At 41.1% G+C, this 18,746-nt stretch carries 13 protein-coding genes and 2 pseudogenes; 3 read left to right on the plus strand and 12 right to left on the minus strand.

Going from position 1 to position 18,746, the window contains the following annotated elements; translation table 11 throughout:
• The coding region (locus NFR98_RS13945) for a hypothetical protein (RefSeq protein WP_251460393.1) at nt 1-191 on the plus strand (191 nt) is incomplete at its 5' end.
• 288 nt (nt 192-479) lie between these two features.
• On the opposite strand, the gene NFR98_RS13950 is transcribed toward NFR98_RS13945, so the two are convergent.
• The 3 genes from NFR98_RS13950 to garR form a co-directional block, all read right to left on the minus strand.
• The gene (locus NFR98_RS13950) at nt 480-1,802 is read right to left on the minus strand and encodes a gluconate:H+ symporter (protein WP_251460395.1); all 1,323 of its coding nucleotides are present in this window, start codon (nt 1,800-1,802) and stop codon (nt 480-482) included.
• A gap of 75 nt (nt 1,803-1,877) precedes the next feature.
• A complete protein-coding gene (locus NFR98_RS13955) occupies nt 1,878-3,314 on the minus strand; it encodes a four-carbon acid sugar kinase family protein (RefSeq protein WP_251460397.1) in 1,437 nt (478 codons plus the stop codon).
• A 3-nt stretch (nt 3,315-3,317) separates the two neighbouring features.
• Complete coding sequence (gene garR / locus NFR98_RS13960) at nt 3,318-4,211, minus strand: 2-hydroxy-3-oxopropionate reductase (RefSeq protein WP_251460398.1); 894 nt, start codon at nt 4,209-4,211, stop codon at nt 3,318-3,320.
• A 218-nt stretch (nt 4,212-4,429) separates the two neighbouring features.
• Between garR and NFR98_RS13965 the strand changes: the two genes are divergently transcribed.
• Nucleotides 4,430-5,038 (plus strand): GntR family transcriptional regulator, encoded by a 609-nt coding sequence (locus NFR98_RS13965; protein ID WP_061087000.1) that lies wholly within the window; start codon nt 4,430-4,432, stop codon nt 5,036-5,038.
• Between the two features lie 427 nt (nt 5,039-5,465).
• Here NFR98_RS13965 and NFR98_RS13970 read toward each other — a convergent pair whose 3' ends face one another.
• The 7 genes and pseudogenes from NFR98_RS13970 to NFR98_RS13995 all read right to left on the minus strand — a co-directional run bounded on the left by NFR98_RS13970 (nt 5,466) and on the right by NFR98_RS13995 (nt 15,706).
• Nucleotides 5,466-6,389 carry a restriction endonuclease gene (locus NFR98_RS13970; protein WP_251460399.1) on the minus strand — a complete coding sequence of 308 codons (924 nt, stop codon included), beginning with the start codon at nt 6,387-6,389 and terminating at the stop codon, nt 5,466-5,468.
• Nucleotides 6,390-6,900: 511 nt separating this feature from the next.
• The gene (locus tag NFR98_RS13975) at nt 6,901-9,984 is read right to left on the minus strand and encodes a type I restriction endonuclease subunit R, EcoR124 family (RefSeq protein ID WP_251460402.1); all 3,084 of its coding nucleotides are present in this window, start codon (nt 9,982-9,984) and stop codon (nt 6,901-6,903) included.
• A gap of 13 nt (nt 9,985-9,997) precedes the next feature.
• Complete coding sequence (locus NFR98_RS13980) at nt 9,998-11,200, minus strand: restriction endonuclease subunit S (protein WP_081092967.1); 1,203 nt, start codon at nt 11,198-11,200, stop codon at nt 9,998-10,000.
• Nucleotides 11,200-13,764, minus strand: a complete 2,565-nt coding sequence (locus NFR98_RS13985) for a type I restriction-modification system subunit M (protein WP_251460405.1) — start codon at nt 13,762-13,764, stop codon at nt 11,200-11,202. The genes NFR98_RS13980 and NFR98_RS13985 overlap by 1 nt, the downstream gene beginning before the upstream one ends.
• 324 nt (nt 13,765-14,088) lie before the next feature.
• A pseudogene (locus NFR98_RS15855) lies at nt 14,089-14,394 on the minus strand (N-6 DNA methylase); the annotation flags it as partial.
• Between the two features lie 317 nt (nt 14,395-14,711).
• Entirely contained in the window at nt 14,712-14,909 is a 198-nt protein-coding gene (locus NFR98_RS13990; RefSeq protein ID WP_035189966.1) for a hypothetical protein, read from the minus strand.
• Between the two features lie 152 nt (nt 14,910-15,061).
• Nucleotides 15,062-15,706, minus strand: coding sequence for a LysE family transporter (locus tag NFR98_RS13995; protein WP_017551178.1), 645 nt, complete (start codon nt 15,704-15,706; stop codon nt 15,062-15,064).
• A gap of 385 nt (nt 15,707-16,091) precedes the next feature.
• Here NFR98_RS13995 and NFR98_RS14000 point away from each other — a divergent pair, with 385 nt between their 5' ends.
• The gene (locus tag NFR98_RS14000; RefSeq protein ID WP_017551179.1) at nt 16,092-16,565 is read left to right on the plus strand and encodes a glutathione peroxidase; all 474 of its coding nucleotides are present in this window, start codon (nt 16,092-16,094) and stop codon (nt 16,563-16,565) included.
• A 272-nt stretch (nt 16,566-16,837) separates the two neighbouring features.
• Here the strand turns inward: NFR98_RS14000 and NFR98_RS14005 are convergent, their stop codons facing one another.
• On the minus strand, nt 16,838-17,326 hold the full coding sequence (locus NFR98_RS14005) for a PTS sugar transporter subunit IIA (protein ID WP_017551180.1): 489 nt from the start codon (nt 17,324-17,326) through the stop codon (nt 16,838-16,840).
• A 458-nt stretch (nt 17,327-17,784) separates the two neighbouring features.
• Nucleotides 17,785-18,615 (minus strand): annotated as a pseudogene (locus NFR98_RS14010) (family 4 glycosyl hydrolase); the annotation flags it as partial.
• Nucleotides 18,616-18,746: the final 131 nt, after the last annotated feature.

Raw genomic sequence — 18,746 nt, forward strand, 5'->3', positions numbered from 1 at the left:
TTCAATTCTACAAAGAAGGAGAAAATTCCTTTAAAAAAATCTTAAAATGGAAAAATTTACGTGCGGAATATGCGTTAATAGTATCTTCATTTCAAATAATTGAGAGTAAATCCACATTAGACAAACCACTAAAATTAAGCGTAATAAAATTAAAGGATAGCCCAAAAGTGGAGTGTGCCTCCGAGAAATAAAGATTTATACCAATATTGCCTGTCTTAACTAATAGGTTTTTAGTCAACTTTTTATAAAGTCTTTTATTTAACTAGTACCTAGTCATTATAATTACTTTTAAATTCTCTTCGAAACTATTGTAGGGCTACGGATAAAACGTTAAATTTAGTGAATAGGATTTATGAAGGGCTTGCTGAACAAATTAAATCCAGGGGTAAAAATTGAAATAGTGCCATTGGTAATGACTTCTTGGTGGAAAAAAGTAACCAATCAGTCGTTTTACAACTGAATCGGTTACTTTTTTCCTACTAACTGATAAACAGATTAATAATCAGTACACCTGCCAACCCGATAAGGGATGCAATCGTTACCATAACAGACCAGGTTTTAAGGGTTTTACCAATAGACAAGTTAAAAAATTCTTTGTAAATCCAAAACCCGGCATCATTAACATGTGAGAAAGTCATGCTTCCGGCACCTGTGGCAAGCACCATCAATTCAGGGCTGCAATGGGTCGTTGCACAAAGTGGCACGGTAATTCCCGCTGCCGTCATGCCTGCAACCGTAGCCGAACCAAGCACCACGCGTAAAATCGCGGCAATCAGCCAGGCCATAATCAAAGGAGAAATAGTTGATCCGTCCATGAAGCCAGCAACATATTTGTCCACATGGCTATCAATTAGCACTTGTTTAAACGCCCCGCCGCCTCCAATTATCAATAAAATCATCGCGATGCTGCTAACCGCCGCCGAAACGGAATTCATTAAGGCAGGCATTTTTATCCCACGGTTCAGCCCAAACGTGAACAACGCGATAATAACGGCAATGAGCAAAGCAACACCCGGATTTCCCAAGAACTGGGCAACCGGCAGGATTGATGATTTTGGTGCCACAATTTCCACAATTGCCTGGAACGCAATCAGGATGACCGGGATTAATGCGGTAAATAGGCTAACACCAAAACCTGGCATCTCTTCTTCTTTAAAATGTTTCGGTGTAAACAGGCCCTTTGGAATTTCTACTTCCAAGTCCTCTTCTTTAAATAGTTTCGTATAAAGCGGACCACTGATGTATACGGCGGGAATTGCAATCATAATCCCGTACAGCAAAGTCTTGCCAAGATTGGCGTGGTAAATCCCCGCAATCGCTATCGGTCCCGGGTGTGGCGGAACATAGCCGTGCATCGTAATTAAAGCGGCAATGACTGGCATACCAATATACAAAATTGGCACACCTGCTTCTGCTGCAATTGTAAACACAAGTGGAATCAACACAACAACACCCGTTTCAAAAAATAAAGCGATTCCAACAATAAACGCAGTTAATACAGCCGCGAGCTGCACACGCTTCTTCCCGAATCCGTTAATTAAGGTGACCGAAATCCGCTGGGCGCCCCCCGAGTCTGCCATCAGCTTTCCAAGCATCCCCCCAAAACCTATGACCATCGCCAGGTTCCCCAAAGTGCCGCCCAAACCATTTGTTACAGAAGTTGCGGCTTCGGTAGGCGACATGCCTTCCATAATACCAACAGTCAAACTTACAATAATTAATGAAATAAAAGCATTTAACTTCAGGACAACCATCAACAACAATAGGATGGCGATCCCAATGCAAATATACACGATCGGCATGATTTCTCCCTCTTTCCCTTTAAAAGATTATGGGATACCGGTTCCGGCGGGCTGGCCGGTATCTCCTCTACATTTTCAATCTTTGTTTAATGTTTCTACAATTTCTTTCAAATCTGTTTTTGTCCCGACATTCCCTGGGAAGATGATGTAAGCCATACCAGGATATTTACTTTCATCACCCGTTTTCCAAACCGGAATTCCAGGTCGGATTTGCCCGGCAACTGTTGCGCGCCTTACTTTCAACCCTTTTGTCCCTATGTCACTCGAAGTAATTCCGCCTTTTGCAATTAAAAACTTTGGCCGAACCTGTAGCCTTGACACAATGCTTGTCACCGCATCGGAGATTTTTACTGATAGTTTTAATTCCTCTTCGCGCATGTTATCCCCGAGATCAAGGCGTTCCCTTCTTGTGTACACCGCAACAGTTTTACCGGAACCGACCAGGGATTCAGTTGTTTCAATGACGCGGTCCAGTTCTTTTTGGAAAGCTTCCGGTTCTTGTACCAAATGGCTGTTAAATTCGATAAGCTCAATACCGCTTACTTTTTTTAGTTCTTCAAGCTGTTCCGTCGTCTTTTTCACATGGGAACCGATAATGATTAAACCGCCGTTTTCCGTTCCTTCACCGAGTAGTTCTTCTGCCGTGAGCAACGGTTTATCACTGACCCCGCCGATCACTTTTGGCAGAGCTGCCGCACTTCTGAATAAGAAGTTTTTGCCAGCGTTCATCGCGCGGATCAGGGCAATCGTGAAAACTTTGACATCCAGCTCATCGACTGCATTGACCACGACTTTGTTAAAATCATTGACATTACGCAGTTGAGCCGTTATGCCTTCAATGTCAAGAGCACGCAGCTGTTCAAGCTTGATATAAGTCGTGTTTGCAGCTGTAAATTCCCCATTTGACTTTTCTTCGATCCATTCGCCAAGGTGGGATTTCGTATACCCGAATGTCCGGTCTTTGGCAAATTCTGTTTCCCCCGCCGGTACAAGTTCATCGCCGTATTGAACGTAGTGGACATTACCAATCGTGAAACGGCCGCCTTCTTTGAAAAACGGTAGGATAATCTCACCGTCAATTTTCTTATCTGAAAGGGATTCAATGGTTTCTTTTAACACCGTTGTTTCCAGCGGGTAATGCCCTCTTAACGTGGAGTCCCCGCGGCTGATGATGAGAAACTCACGTCCCAGTTTGCCTGCAACGTGTAAGATGTTTTCAGCTATCTCACGGTGCGCCTTTTCGGTTTCTTCTGCGGTAAACCCTCTCGAATTGGTGAGGATAAAGAACATCGATTGTGGTTCATTAAACCCTTTTTCGATACTTTCCACAGACCAATCGGTAAAAACGGAAATATTGTTGACCGTCTGCACGCCAGTTGGGTCATCGTCCAGAACCACGATTTTTTTATTAAAACTAGCTAAAGCTGCTTTCAAGTCTTTATCCACTTCCGTACGATTTTGAACGGGAAGGTTTTTGATATATTCGGCAGGTAATCTTTTCACATCCATCATCTTTCAGCCCTTTTTTACTTCAACATTTGCGAGTTTTTCATAATAACGGACAATGCTGGCGTGGTCATCTTTGATTTTTCCATCCACAACAAGGGCATGGAAGATTTCCAGCAGCTGGCTTGATAATGGAAGCGGCACGCCGATCGTATGGGCGGTATCCATTACATTTGTAATATCCTTCATATTAATCGCGATGCTGCCGCCTGCGACAAAATTACGGTCCAAAATCATGGGCACTTTTGAATCCAATACTGCACTTCCAGCAAGCCCGCCCCGGATCGCCTTGTACATTTTTTCAATGTCGATGCCGGCTTTGGCAGCCAGCACAAGTGCTTCGGACACTGCTGCAATGTTCAAGTTAACAATAATTTGATTGGCTAGTTTCGCCGTCACGCCGCAGCCATTGCCACCGACCAATGTCACATCTTTCCCCATGCTTTGCAGAATTGGTTTAACGCTTTCAAAAACCTCCATCTTTCCGCCAACCATGATAGCAAGTGTCCCGTTAATGGCTCCCGATTCCCCGCCACTAACAGGCGCGTCGATCATGAAAGCACCTTTTTCTTCCGCCAGTGCAGCAAGTTCCTTGGAAACATCCGGCGTAATCGAACTCATGTCGATAATGACAGCGCCTTCTTTTATTCCGTCTAAAATTCCATTTTTTCCTGTGACGACAGCCTTCACATGTTTTGAAGCCGGCAGCATTGTAATAATGGCGTCACTTTTCTCCGCAACTTCTTTTGCAGATGATGCTGAAGTCGCACCCGCTTCCACAACTGCTTTCATAGCATCTTGGTTGATATCGTTTACAACCAGTTCGTAACCTGCTTTGATCAAATTCAATGCCATCGGTTTTCCCATGATGCCAAGTCCGATAAAACCAATTTGTTGTGCCATTTTTCTTCCTCCTCTTAATTTATCAATCTATTAGGCGATTACATTTAACCGCTGTCACATCTTTTTCACATTTTTATTGTACACAATTATGACACATTTGTATACAGTTTTTCACTATTTGTATACAAGAAATATTGTTAAGGCTTTCTTTTTGCTCGATAAATCTGATAATATAAGAATAGCAAGATTAACGAACAGAGGTGGATGCAGTGTTTGAAATGGATCGTTCCCGCCCGGCATCCCAGCAGGCTTACGAAATACTGCGCGATAAAATTTTAAACGGGGAACTACCCGGAGGTACGAAAATTGGAGAAGAAAAACTGGCTGAAGAATTGGGGGTCAGTAGAACACCTGTCAGAGAAGCAATCCGCAAACTCGAATACGAGGGGCTGATTGTCAAAAAAAGAGTTGTCAAACCAAATGAAAAAACGCTGCGGAACATGTTTCAGGTCCGCATTCTTTTGGAAGGCTATTCCGCCAGATGTGCGGCGATTTTTTTAAAAGAAGACGAAATCGCCGCACTGCAGAACTGTGTAAAAATCGGACATAGCGGAACATATGAAGAAATCATGCAAGCGAACGAACAGTTTCATGGGATCATTGTGCAGTCAAGCAATAATCCCGTTATGATTGATATTATCGACCGAATGCAGTCCATGATTTATTTGTTCCGTAAAACGGTTGTCATCTATAACCGCCCTCATCTGATTGACGAGCACGAAAAAATCTTAAAAGCCATTCAAGCTAGGGACGAAAAACTGGCTGAAAAACTGATGAAAGACCATTTACAGGCAGACCTCGATTTTTACCTACACCTGATTCATTGATGAAAGGGAAGTTACACATCCCTAATCGACTAGAAACCTTTTAGCTTTAAATGATATGTGCCGGGTAAAGTCTTCAAGTATAGTATGGAGTATGAAAAAATGGAATATTTGGGGGCTGGATTTGGTGCAGTCATTTTTCCGTTTTTCGACCTGTAAGGTGCATTGCTTTTAACAGGTTAACCCCGTAATGCACCAAGCTCCCATCTTTATGAAGGTGGGGGCTATTTGACGCTTATGCTTATACAGATTTCTAAACTTGTAGGATTTACCTGCATTTATTCCCTGTTCCACTTAACTTCTAAATGTTGTTCAACCAAATGGCAATCGGGAAACTACAAACAAGCCTGACCAGTTCATTTCTCTCCAACATACTTGAGCTTGGTTTTATGATTGTTCCGTTTTCAAAAGCCCGGTAAGCTTAGCAAATTTAATCCTCATTAAAATAGTCTGAATCAATGTTTTTAATTATGTAAGTTACTTTTGGAGAAACGCCGACATCATTGTCAATCATTAGTTCTGCGAGACTTTCTCCATCGATTAAAACGATTTTCTTTTCGATCCTTTTTACGTATTCTTTTGCATCTTCAGTAAATCTGGAGGTTGTAATAAATACTCCTTTTCGCGCTCGATTTCCTTCTAAACTACCAGCAAAAGCTTGAACCGCTGGCCTACCGACAGAACCTTCCCATCTTTTTGCTTGTATATAGATAACATCTAATCCCAATTTATCTTCCTTAATAATTCCATCAATACCATCATCACCACTTTTCCCAATTGCTTGCCCTGCATCGGCATGAGTACCTCCGTATCCCATGGCGATTAATAAATCAACTACCAATTTTTCAAAGAATTCCGGTGAACAAGATTTAACGGTGTGTAAAAGCTCATCCATTAAATCTCTTCGGATCTCTCTATAGCTGGTATCTAAAATCTCCTCAGGTGAAAGATCTAGTTCTAGATTACTTGGTAGTTTTTTATTCTCACCAATTTGGTCTGTATTACTATTTTTATTGCCTTGAAACTTCAAAAACTCATTAAATTGTTCTAAAAACTTTACATCTATTTTCTCGGGATTTTCATTTAGAACATTTAATCCACGCTCTGTTATCGTAAATATTCCTCTTCCTACCTGATCTAACAGACCGGATTTTTTTAAATATGTACGAGCCCACCCAATTCTGTTTTTATATTTTAATTGTTTTCCGCTCGGCAAATATTCTTTCCTATCCGATTCAGTTAGCTTAAAGTAGTCAGCAAGCTTTATATAAATTTCTTGTAATGTGTGTTCATTTCTGTCTCCGAGTATTTTTAAAAAAGGTAGCATAAAAGATTGGTAATCTGGTATCGTCATTTGCATTACCTCCTATTTTTAATCAATACAGGTAGCACACCTAAAACTTTTGCTTTCGATAAAGGAATGATTTTAGCACCCTTCTCTTTTTTTATTACTTTCATTGATTTAAGTTCGATTCAATGGTGGATAATTCCTTTCAGCCACACCTCGTTATTAGTAGTAAGAGCTTCTTCTATTTGAGTGAAAATCTACACATTTATGCTGCCGATTTTGAATAAACATGTTATAACTGGTATATTATGTAAAGGCGAGGTGCTGCGAACACCCCACCTATCCAACTTGTCCAAAGCAGCCAGTTGGTCCTAAAAAAGTTTTATTTCTTCTTAGAAGGCCTCCCGGTTTGTTGACGAATTGCGGGTAGTCTTCTTCAACAACTCCGTGATTTCTCTTGCTTTTTTCAATGTACGAATCGTTGTCATTGCAGCAATGGCGATCGATATAAAGAGCCAACTTAATCTATATTTATTGGATATTCTTCGCTTTCGGTCGCTTTAAAATTAGCATCAAGTTAACTATACTTTTGCTTCGTCTCAGCAATCCATTGTGGCAATTTAGTCGTAAGGATCATATTATGTCTTAACAAATTGCCAGCCGTTTGATTGGTTGCCTTGTTGAAATCAACACTGCGAATGAGATCATTGATAAAAGGAACAATATCAGGCTCAGAAGTGGAATATGAATTCACTGCTTTTATAAGTAATTCACTATCTAATCCCCACTCCGAAGAAAATTGAATGACCGTATCGCGCAGCTTATCCGCTTTCCAAATTTCAAATGCCTCATCAAAGTTCAAATTGCTCGATAAGTTACCAGGTACAAGCTCAGTATCCACAAATTCCTTTAATAGTTGTGCTTGCTCATGGTCCCCCATGTTACTTAACTCTTGAATTTGTTCGTAAATAATGCGGAGGGTTTCACGATCCACCGTTTGCACGCCGTACGGTGAAGTAACTTTTGAACCTATTAATTTTATAATATGGTTTGCATCAATGACTTGTGTTCCTGCCAATTTCGTTTTCCCAGCAAGCGGATGAACGGTTGATGGCGCAGGTGGGGTTCCGGGCTTCCTTGTTAAGTTTTTATAAGCACCGACATACTGCAGCCAAGTGTGCTCGTCTATTCCAAAAGCGTCATCATTCCACTTAAATTCATAGTACTGTTCTACCAAATTTAACTGCTCAGCAGCATCTTTAAAAGCAAGGATAAAGGCTTCCTTTTTCTTCTCATCCTGTTCTATTTTTTGCCATTCAGTAGGATCAGGTAAAGTCGGGATCATTTCAGATACTTTGATTTCCAATTTCTTTACAGCCGTTTGGTAAGTATCCACAATGGCCTTACTGCTCTTCCCACCGCTTCCATACAGCTTCAAAGCTTGATTTACCATTTCTTCAGTCATTCGAGGGTATTGGAAGTTGATAATCGTTCCAAATTCTTTTTTCGAACCAAAGACACGATTGGTGCGTGAGTAGGCTTGGATCAGACCTTGAAGTTCAAGGGTACGGTCAACATAAAGCGTATTCAGACGTTTCGAATCATAACCTGTCAACAGTTGGTCTGCCACAATGACGAGGTCGATATTTTTCGGGTTTCGTCCACTGCCGCCTCGTGTCGCGCGCTCTACAAGGTCTTCAAAATAGGCATCTTCACCATGTTTTTTATCACCAGCTATAAACTCAATACCTGTAAAAGCAGCGTAGTCCTGAAACATCTCTTTGACAATTTCAGGGTCTAGTGGCTTAGGATCATTTTCGTTACCAAAACTAAACGTCATCGCAACATTTAGCTTTTCCCCACGTTCTTTTAGTTGTTTTTTAAATTCATGATAATAAGCAATTACACGGTCTTTATAGGCAACCGTCAAAATTGCATTAAATTCTCTTTCTTGTGATTGGGATTCCCAGTTATTCAGAATTTCTTCCACTACCCGTGGAATATGCGTTTCGTCTTGGTATACAAGCAGCCCTCGTTTTTTTGCTTGCTTTTCAACGTCCGCTTCTGACATTTCTTGAACTTGGCGTTCGATTTCTCTGTCCGTCCATTCAGGATGTTCTTCCTTCATTTGTTCAGCGATCTGGTCTCTTAAATCATCATAACTTTTGAATTCTCCGGTGTTGATATAGTCAACGTGAAAACCTAATACGTTTTTATCGGCAATCGCCTCATCAATCGTATATTGATGTAACTTCGGCCCAAATAACTTTTCAGTGGTATTGATGACTTCGCTTTTTTCATTGATCTTTCCTTTGACCTTATTTTCATCAAATAAGGGGGTGCCGGTAAAACCAAAGAAAAGTCCATTTTTCTTGAAATAGCGTTTTATCGTTCCCATCATCTGTCCCATTGTCGTACGATGGGCTTCATCGATGATAAAGACCATCTTCTTATCTGCTAAACGATGATCGTGTGCTTCTTCCAGTTCCTTCACTAAAGCATTGAGTTTGAAAGTTGTCGTGACGACAATTCCATTCGTTGCTGACATCAGTTTCTTTTTTAGCTGGTAAGTGTGTTTTGTATCATCAACAGAAACCGGCTCGTAGGCAGCATATGCTTTGAAGTTTTCACTGGTACGATTATCCAATTCACGTCTATCAACAAGGAAGACGACTTTATCAAATCCTGCTCTTGTCGATAAAAACAAAGCAGTTTTGAAACTTGTGATTGTTTTTCCTGAACCAGTCGTGTGCCAAACAAAACCGCCATGAGGTATTTTTTCAGCATTGTCCCATCCAAACGCAGCCCCTTCAACCGCCTGCAGAGCATGGACCTGATAGGGACGCATTAACATATGTCGCCTGTTTTCCTCATCTCTCGCTTCATCAATGACTAAGTAATCGCCAACCATCTGATGTGCCATTGGAATCATCAAAAATTGTTCAATTACTTTTTTCCAATCGTTTATTACATTGTTATCTTTATCTGCCCAATGAAAGACGAAACTAGGATTAAAATCTTCTATTGTTTTAGGTGTGGCAAAATAGCGAGTGTCAATTTCAGAAGTGATGACCATCATCTGCGAAAAAGCCATAAAGTTATGACTGTATTCGCCATCACGATAGTAGCGTTTAAACTGTCCAAATGCCTCGTCCAGCGTTTTGTCCGTGCGTTTTTGTTCGATGTTGATGAGTGGCAAGCCATTAATCAGCAGGACAATATCAAAACGGTTGTGGTTGGGAGTCTGTACTTCTCTCGCAATCCGATAACTTGAGTCCCCACCACGTACTTCAGCTTTTTTAAAAATCGTCAACGTGATTTGTTTTCTCGTGATTTTTGGGTTGTCATCCCGGTAAATGCCATCGATCTTGCCTTTTGATCCTTCGATAGCCAAAATCTTCGCAGCCTCATAACTATTGCTGATTTGATTCACCTTTGCCATCACTTGTTTGAACTCATTATCCGTTAATTCAACGCCTTCAAGCTGGTCAGCATTGATGCGGTTTAGTTCACTCCGCCAGTGCGAAACCAAGTCCGCAACCGTTACTTTTTGTTTATTACCGTTTAAGAACTCAGGTGCTTCCCATTTATATTTTTGCAGTTCTTTTACAAAATTCTCTTGAAAAGTTTTCTCCGCCGCACTTTTCGCTGTATTACTCATGATTTCTCTCCCTTTATACAAACATCTCATTAAGGTATGATTTTTTTAGATTTTGTAGTTTTTCTAACTTGCGCTGGTGAAGGGTGATGAGGTGATCTAACCGTTCAAAGAAGCTACCAATTTTCTTTTGTTCTGCCAATTCAGGTACTCGCAAACTAATTTTCATCATAACATCCGCGTTAAGTTTTGCACGTCCACCACCAACTAAATACGGTTCAATATTTGTTTGTTTCAATGCGTTCATAAGAAATTTATTATCTGCAATTTCCGATCTCGCTTGTAAGACATGTGCGTGATTATTAACCCAGACCTTGCCGTTGACATATTGAACAGGATAATTCTGCAAATCATTTGCCCCATCTTCCGCAACTAAAATAAACTCTCCACAATGAGTAAATCCTTCTACATAATCTTGAATGCCATTTGCTCCATAATACGGAGTATTACCAGGCATACGGTCAAATGCAGTGATCGGAACCCGTAAATTATCATATCTATCAGCCAATTCACTGATAGTATGCTGTTCCCACGCTTGCGTAAAACCGGCAAACCTCCGTTTTGGTACACGCTCTCCTTCAGCAGGGAACATTTCAGAAAGATAAGCTGATTTTAATGCTTTCATTTTTTCTAACTTACGCTGATGAAGGGTGATAAGATTGTCAAGGCGATCCAGAACGGCTCCTATTTTTTTCTGTTCAGGTTTTGAAGGTAATGGAACAATAAAATTTGCAAGATTACTCCTACTGATTCTTTGCCTGGTTCCTCCTGCAAGAAAGTTGTTTACAGATTTGAAATATGACTCTGATGATAAATACTGAACAAGATATTTTTTATTGCATTCATCGGATGTTCTGACGATAGTACAGTCAACTGCCGTAATCATTCTTTTTTCAAAATTTGGGACTATACAAGCTCTTCCAGCAGGCTCTGGCAAACGAGATATAAGAATATCTCCCGGATAAACTTCTGAACAGTTAAGGCGGTTAAAGGTGTCCTCTGTAATCCATTTTGATTTATCCGCTTTATCAATAAACTCATTCACGCCAACATTACCAGTTTGGATAAGTCTTATACCATTATCGCTCTGATCTTTTGCTTCAATCCAATCCCCATCCGTGAATGTTGTACACAAATCTACCAACTTACGCTTTTCCCAAGCCGGAGCATTTTGAAATTCCTTAAATCGCCTTTTTGGCACCAAATTTTTTTGTTCCATTATTCTTCCACCACCAATTCACTCATCATGGCTTCAAGTGTTGATTCTGAGTCTCGAATTTTTTCTTCAATTGCTGACAAGGTATCAGCATAACGATTGTGCAACATTTGTAATGTGTCCAACTCTTTTTTTATCGGTTTCCATACCAAACCAACTATGGCATCCAGCGTGTTGCCAAACCATTTTTCATACATCAAGTTGTCAATTTCTTCATTCGTCAAAGTTAAAATACGTTCTTGTACAGCTTCCTTGAGCGCTTTTTCATCCGCTTTCACGGTTTTGTTAAGGGATGATTTATCTGCAAATAATTTCTCAACATTTTTCAGTAGGCTATATTCAACCGTTCCCTTGCTTGTCTTTTTTAACGCTGCTTTGATTAATTTGTTTTCAAAAGCCTCACCAGCTTCATTCAAGCATTCACCTAAAGCGTTGGCTTCATCGCTCTCTTCCACTTTCGCAGCCTCAACCAAGTCAGATAGCTCCGTTTCAATCTCTTGAATGCGAGTTTTCTTTGATTCGATTTCTTCCAGCTTGTGACTGTATAAACGTTTCGCAATCAACTCATTCGGTACAATACTGCCAACCCAGCCGTCTTGTTCTTCACGTTTTTTATTTCCGGATCCTTTCGTTACCATATTAGGCTCGCGCGTGCGTCCCGCTGTATAGAAATCACTTAACGCAATGATTTCCGTATCATGTGTCAGTGTATTTTTCCATATCTCCGCCACAATTTGGTAGCCGTCATAAACATCAATATATTTGAATGACGAAAGAATCTGCTTGATTTCAACCAGCATTTCGTCCATTAACTGCGTCAAGCTACTGCTTTTATCAACATTTCGTAAAACGTCCCAGTATTTATCGATATAGGCTTTTGTTTTGCTTTCGATTTCCTTTGATATTTTAATAAGGCGAGCGTCACTGAATACATCCTTGGAAATTTCCTCAACAGGTTTTAAAAGTTCGACATAGCCGTCACGAATTTCTTTTAATGATTGTTTCAAAACATCTGGTACTGTGGACTGCAAAATCTTTAAGTCTTCAACGTTCTTTTGAGGAATCCCGCCAAGTAGATGTGCATCCACATCGTGCGGAATCTCTTCCTCATTTGCCTGGATATAGCGGGGAATATTCATGTTATACTCATTTTTCATGATTTCCTCTCGTGTCGCCAGATGACTGTACCCCTCCTCTTCTCTTCGTTCAACATATGTATCCACAATTTTTGCGATGTCTTTTTCCTGCAGGACATTTTGTTTGCCAACTTTAATAAAGCTGCGAGAAGCGTCAATAATTAGAACAGGCTCGTCGATTTTTCGGTTCTTCTTTAAGATGATGACAACGACTGGGATACCTGTATTGGTAAATAGATTACTTGGCAAGCCGATAATGGCATCAATGTAATTCTTCTGAAGCAATCGTTTGCGAATTTCGCCCTCTGCCGAACCACGGAACAGGACCCCATGAGGCAAAACAATTGCCATTGTACCGTTTTGACCTAAGTGGAATAATCCATGCAAAAGGAAAGCAAAATCCCCTTTAGAGTCCGGTGGTAATACCCCAGCAACTTCAAAACGAGGATCACTCACTTTCAGCCCTGCTCTGTTCCAATTTTTCGCAGAATATGGTGGGTTCATCACCACTGCATCAAATTGTATGCCTTCATTTGGACGTTCTGGATCTTCTGGCCAGTCTTGAGAAAGTGTATCTCCGTTTTTAATGGTCATTTTTTCTGGCCGAACACCATGCAACAACAAATTCATACGGGTTAGATTATAGGTTGCTGTGTTCTTTTCTTGCCCGTAATAACTCAGATTCTTTTGAGCATCTTCATCTAAGTGCTTTCCAACTGTTAAAAGTAGCGAACCAGAGCCTACAGTCGGGTCATAAATTGACTTGATTTCTGAGGTTTTTGCTACAATTTGTGCCATGACTTCACTGACCTGTCGTGGCGTGTAGAATTCCCCAGCTTTCTTCCCTGACTCCATCGCAAACTGGCCGATAAGATACTCATACGCCTCTCCAAGTACATCGCCTTTTTGCAATTTCACCATGTTCAGGTCGGCAAACAGCAAAATCAGTGCCTTAATATTTTTGCTACGTTCATTTAAGTTGCTGCCTAAAGCGGTATCTGTTAAATCAAGCGTTGAACTTGAGAACAGTCCTTGAAAGTCATCTGAATCACCAGACACAGCAATCGTACGCTCAAAGTGATTCAAGCTGTCCGTTACTTTTTGAACTTCAAAATCTCCTGATTTAATGTCTTTTAACCAAGTCTGATAGAGATACTCAGGCGAAACATAATAACCGAGTACGTGCCGAATCATTTTCTCCAGCTCCTCGCCGTACTCTGCTTTTGCCTTTGTGTATTCTTCCAATAGTTCAAACTCAGACATTTGCCCAATACCACTGGTCACTTTGAACGTTTCTAATGTCTTATCGCTCAAAAACTTATAGAACATTAATCCAAGCATATAATCTTTGTAACGGCTGGCATCCATTGAACCTCGTAGTTCATTTGCCCCATCCCATAATCTGCGTTTCATCTCTTCTGATGTAATCAATTCATATCCCCCATTTGTTATATTTCTCGAATCACATATTGGCTGTATCAACGTCTAAGTCTAAATCAAATTCCATCGATTCATCCAATTTTTCTTGAAACATGTTGATATATATTGCAAAAAATCCTCACATGACGTGCAAACTTATTCGTATATCCATATTAATATGCCAGCTGTGGATCATCATTTTTCTTCCAAGCTGATTGTTGTGTGCTTTTTATTAGTACAGCTTAATATGCTTCTATTATATCAAAAATGGATTTCCTTCAATGAAAAATCTTGGTTCATCATAAGTTTTCATCTTACACCTCCATAAGATCTCCCTTACAGCGCTGTAATGACACCTAATTCCATTACCGATGAAGCTTTTATTTGTACCGGAAATACCCATTTGGCCCTCGCGTTTATTTCCTGTCCAACCAGTTTTATTTTGCAACCATTTTCTTTTGCATAGCGGTAAGCATATGCCAAGAGGCGACCGGTTCCAAAGCTTCCGTCATAGACTGTGCCTTCCTGAATGTTCAGCAGTAATGGAAGCAGTTTAGCGATAACTCGAGGAGTTATAATCTCCGCTCCTGTCTTTCCTGACCTGTGGACAAGCAGGTCAAGCAATTCATCAAATATTTCGGCATAATCATCTGAATTTGGTTTTGGATACTAATTCACAACTGTCGCAAACTGGTACAAAGCAGCGTCATCTAATTGCTCCGAAATTCGAACCTCTTGGAATACATTTTGCAAAAAGGGAATTTTTTCTTCGATCGTCTTTAAACTTTCTTGTAGCCGTTTTTTAATCCATAACCATTAAGCGTCATTTGGCTCCATAAACTGGATTCAGGCATTCCCGTTGCCAATTTGTCACTGCTTTCAATGTACAAATGTACCAAGGTAACGCAAGACCCGCCACCGCAAAAAAGCCCTCACTCTTAAAGAGTGAAGACCCGTTTTCAATGCATGCCTTTCCATTCTCCCTGGTTTTTGGAGGATTTCATTTTTTTTGCTTTTTCTTTGTGCATGCGGTTGGCTGCCGCGCTGCCTGCCCCATCGCCCAGCTGCTGCAATTCCCTTGAATACTCGGAATCGGTTTTGGCTGAGTCAAAGCCTTCTTTGTTCTTTTGTTCGGCACCGTGCTTCCGTTTTGGCATATTCATCCCTCCTTCACCTCTAGTATGGGAATTGAAAAAGCAAATATGCGAAAGCAGGCATTGCGGAAGCGGCTACTTTTTTCTAAAAAAGAAAAAAGCCTTTTGTATGGCCGTAAGTGCGATGACTTCATGTAGCATCCTAAACCACCTGGTTATTCGTGGCCGATGCCTACTAAATACAGACTTTTCACGGCTTGATACCCGAAATGTATGCCAAATCCAATTAAGGCAATCCCGGCAATGACAGACAGCCATTTTAAAAAACGCTGATGAACAAATTTTCTTCCAAAATGAACGGAAGAAGCTACCGTTATATCCCAGGCAGCTATCCCAATAAAAATCGCGCTGCTGTAAAGTAAAGCTTTTCCCGAATTTACCGTATTTAAAATTGTGGTTAAAACCGACCCATAAATGCCAATCCAAAATATAATATTCAGTGGATTAGAGATCGCAATCAAAAAGCCTGACAGAAAAGATTGCAGCAAATTTCCTTTCTTTTTCTCCTCTGATATGGTGATTTCTCTAAAAGCATCTCTAATGCTCTCATAGCCTAAGTATACGAGAATGATACACCCGAAAATCCACATAATCAGCTTTGCAACTGGTGTAGTTAAATATGTAGATACACCGAAATAAATCAAAAACATTAAAACAACATCGGCGGACATCCCGCCCAAGCCGACAAACCAGGAATGCAAAAAGCCTTTCTTGATCCCCCTCTTGACCATTTCGATCGTAATGGGGCCAACCGGCACTGAGAGGGAAAGCCCTAAAACAATGTAGCTAAAAATATTCATGTGTTCACCTTTCTCCCTGCAATTAAAACTCCATCCGTCTCTGACAGCTAACACTGCCAACCGTTGTTTGTTAAAATGGCATCTTCATTTGCCGCTGATCAAAAAACGGGCACCATCATCCCCCCCCTTAAAAAAGTATGTATCTTCATACACCTATTTTAATATTTATCCGGTCTGAAATAAATCATTTTTTGCAATTTTTTACCACTCCACTCATTTACTTTCACACCTTGAACAGTTGGTGTTGGAACCTATTTTGATATCGCCCTAACAACAGAGCCACAAAACCAGGCCGTGATATAACCATCCCATCATTTGACATGTCCCCACATTCACTTTACGATAATGACAAGAAATAAAATTTCCGGGGAAAAGGAGACTGATTATGTCCATTTATGACTATTCTTTTGAACGGCTTACTGGAGGCGAGGAAGAGTCCTTGTCCGAATATAAAAACCAGGTGCTGCTCATTGTCAATACGGCAAGCAAATGCGGATTTACACCTCAGTATGAGGGGCTTGAACACCTTTACGAAAAGTACAAAGACAAGGGGTTTGCCGTGCTTGGCTTTCCGAGTGACAGTTTTATGAAACAGGAGTTTGACGAAAGTGAAAAAATTGCAGCATTTTGCAAAGCCAACTACGGCGTAACATTTCCGTTGTTTAAAAAAAGCAAAATGAAGGGGAAAGAAATGAACCCGCTGTTTGCCGAACTGCTCGAGCAGACAGGCGAGAAGAAAATTACATGGAATTTCAATAAATTTCTCGTCGACCGGCACGGCCACGTCATTGGCTATTACGGATCGCGGACAAAGCCGGAAGACCTGGAGGAAAAGATCGAGGAGCTGCTGCAGGCATAAACATAAAAAAAAGCGGGAAGTTTCGGCATCCCGCCCGTATCGCTACGCTTTTCTTGCCCGAGCATTTGATATAGCATAAGAACATATCCTTTTTAATGGGAAGACATCGTTCTAAATGTATCCGTGCATTTAGATGGGCGTGTGTCTTCCCATTTTTCATCTGTATAAATTGAACAAAATATCGCAGCTCTGTTGCCTGCTGTAAAAAGTAGTCATCGTCGCAAATGGGTATCTTGATGTAAAAACTTAAGTTCATTTTATCTGCAAGAAAACTATTTCATTTTCACCGTCAACAATACCGATTCGCCGCGTTTTACCGATGTTTCAGTCGTTTTGGTTAACGTGTCCACGGCATCGAAATTGGTGATGACAACAGGGGAGATGATGCTTTCCGCACGTTCCCTGATTTGTTCAAGGTCAAAGGAAACCAGTTTATCACCGGCTTTTACACGATCCCCCTGTTGAACAAAGCCTTCGAACCCTTCTCCGTTCAAAGCAACGGTCTCCATGCCGATATGAATCAATATTTCCAATCCGCTCTTTGTTTTCAGCCCGACCGCATGCTTCGTTGGGAAAAACTGGACAATTTCCCCATCCACCGGTGAGACCACAACGCCTTCATCCGGCTCAATGGCAATGCCATCCCCGATCATCTTCTGGCTGAACACCTCATCCGGCACATCCTCTATTTGAACAACCTTCCCGCTCATTGGCGCAACAAGTTCTTCCACTGCCGCTTTTTTTGAAAAAAGTTTAAACATGTGATCCCCTCCCGAATTTTAATGAATACCCTTACTTTAACATAAAAAGGGAAAAAATGGTGGCTCTGCGTCACCGACATACCCATATAAAAACAAATCGCTATATAAAACGAAGCCTTGTAACTCTGCTGTCTCGTGCAAAAGTCATCATCATGCAGATTGATGCTTGGTCTTAATGTAAAAATTTAGGCTTTACCTTATATATTATTGTTTTTCTTATACCGGTTACGAGCAAAAACCGGAACGATTCGGACATCTTTTCAACCAGTTGCCCCCACTCCTCGCCTTCGACCTTTTTTTATACTGGTCCTTATCATGAAAAAGGCGAAAAGCCCGCATTCCTTTTCGCCCCTTCCGTTATTCAACCCTGGCTGGTGTTTTGAATCCGGTTCGTTTTTAAAAAGGCCAGTGATGCCACGATGTTTGACATCTGCCTACCACATAAGCCTGCGTAGCTGTCAGTGCAATTCCGGCCAGTATTCTTTGTTTGCTTCAATTAAATCATCCAGCAATGCTTTTGCGACTTTTGCGCTTGGCACGGTTTTTGAAAGGGTTAGCGCCTGCCACAATTTTTGATAGCTGCCTTCGACATAAGCCTTCACGACCAGTTTTTCCACGGTGACTTGCTGGTACATCAGCGCCCGTTCGAATTCCGGGATTTTCCCCTGGCTCAGCGGTTCCGGTCCGTCCGTTCCGACAATGCAGGGAACTTCCACCATCGCATCATCATCAAAGTTTGCGATCGCGCCGTTATTTTCCACAATCATGACCATTCTTTCATGCGTATTATAGGCAATCGCACGGGCAAGATCGACGATGAATGTCGCATGGCTACCGGCTGAAAAAGATTCATTTTTAGCGGTTCCCTTTTCAACGATTCTTTCCGCAGCAGAGAACACTTCTTTTTCCCTTCCGTCGATGACTTCGTTTGCCCTCGTGTAATGGATATCGGAATGTTCCACGACATAGTCCGGGTAAAAATAATATTTCAAGTACGTATTCGGTAAAAATCTCGGATCGACCGCCAAAAGGTCTTTCGCTTTTTTGTGCGTTTCCTGCCAGCTTTGGTCCATATGCTGCGTATCTACTTCAACTTGGGTCAAATAACCGTGTTTCGCGACATAATCGCGGATCTCCGGCAAATATTCGTGGCCTTCTTTATCTTTAATACTCGTCCACCAGCCGAAATGGTTCAGCCCGAAATAGCGCACATCCAAATCTTTCGGCTGCTTGCCAATGATTTGCGACATTCTCCGCAACGTCCCGACCGGCATATCGCAAATATTTAATCCCAGATTACGAAAGTAAAATAGTAATTTAAAATAAAAAAGTGCCCCATCCTCTGGTATAATTGATTTTGAGAAAAAAACAATAACCAAGAAAGGGGGCACCTTTAAGGTGAATTATATCATTCCTGTCT

This window comes from Weizmannia agrestimuris, from assembly GCF_943193165.1.
Classification (GTDB): Bacteria; Bacillota; Bacilli; order Bacillales; family Bacillaceae_C; genus Weizmannia; species Weizmannia faecalis.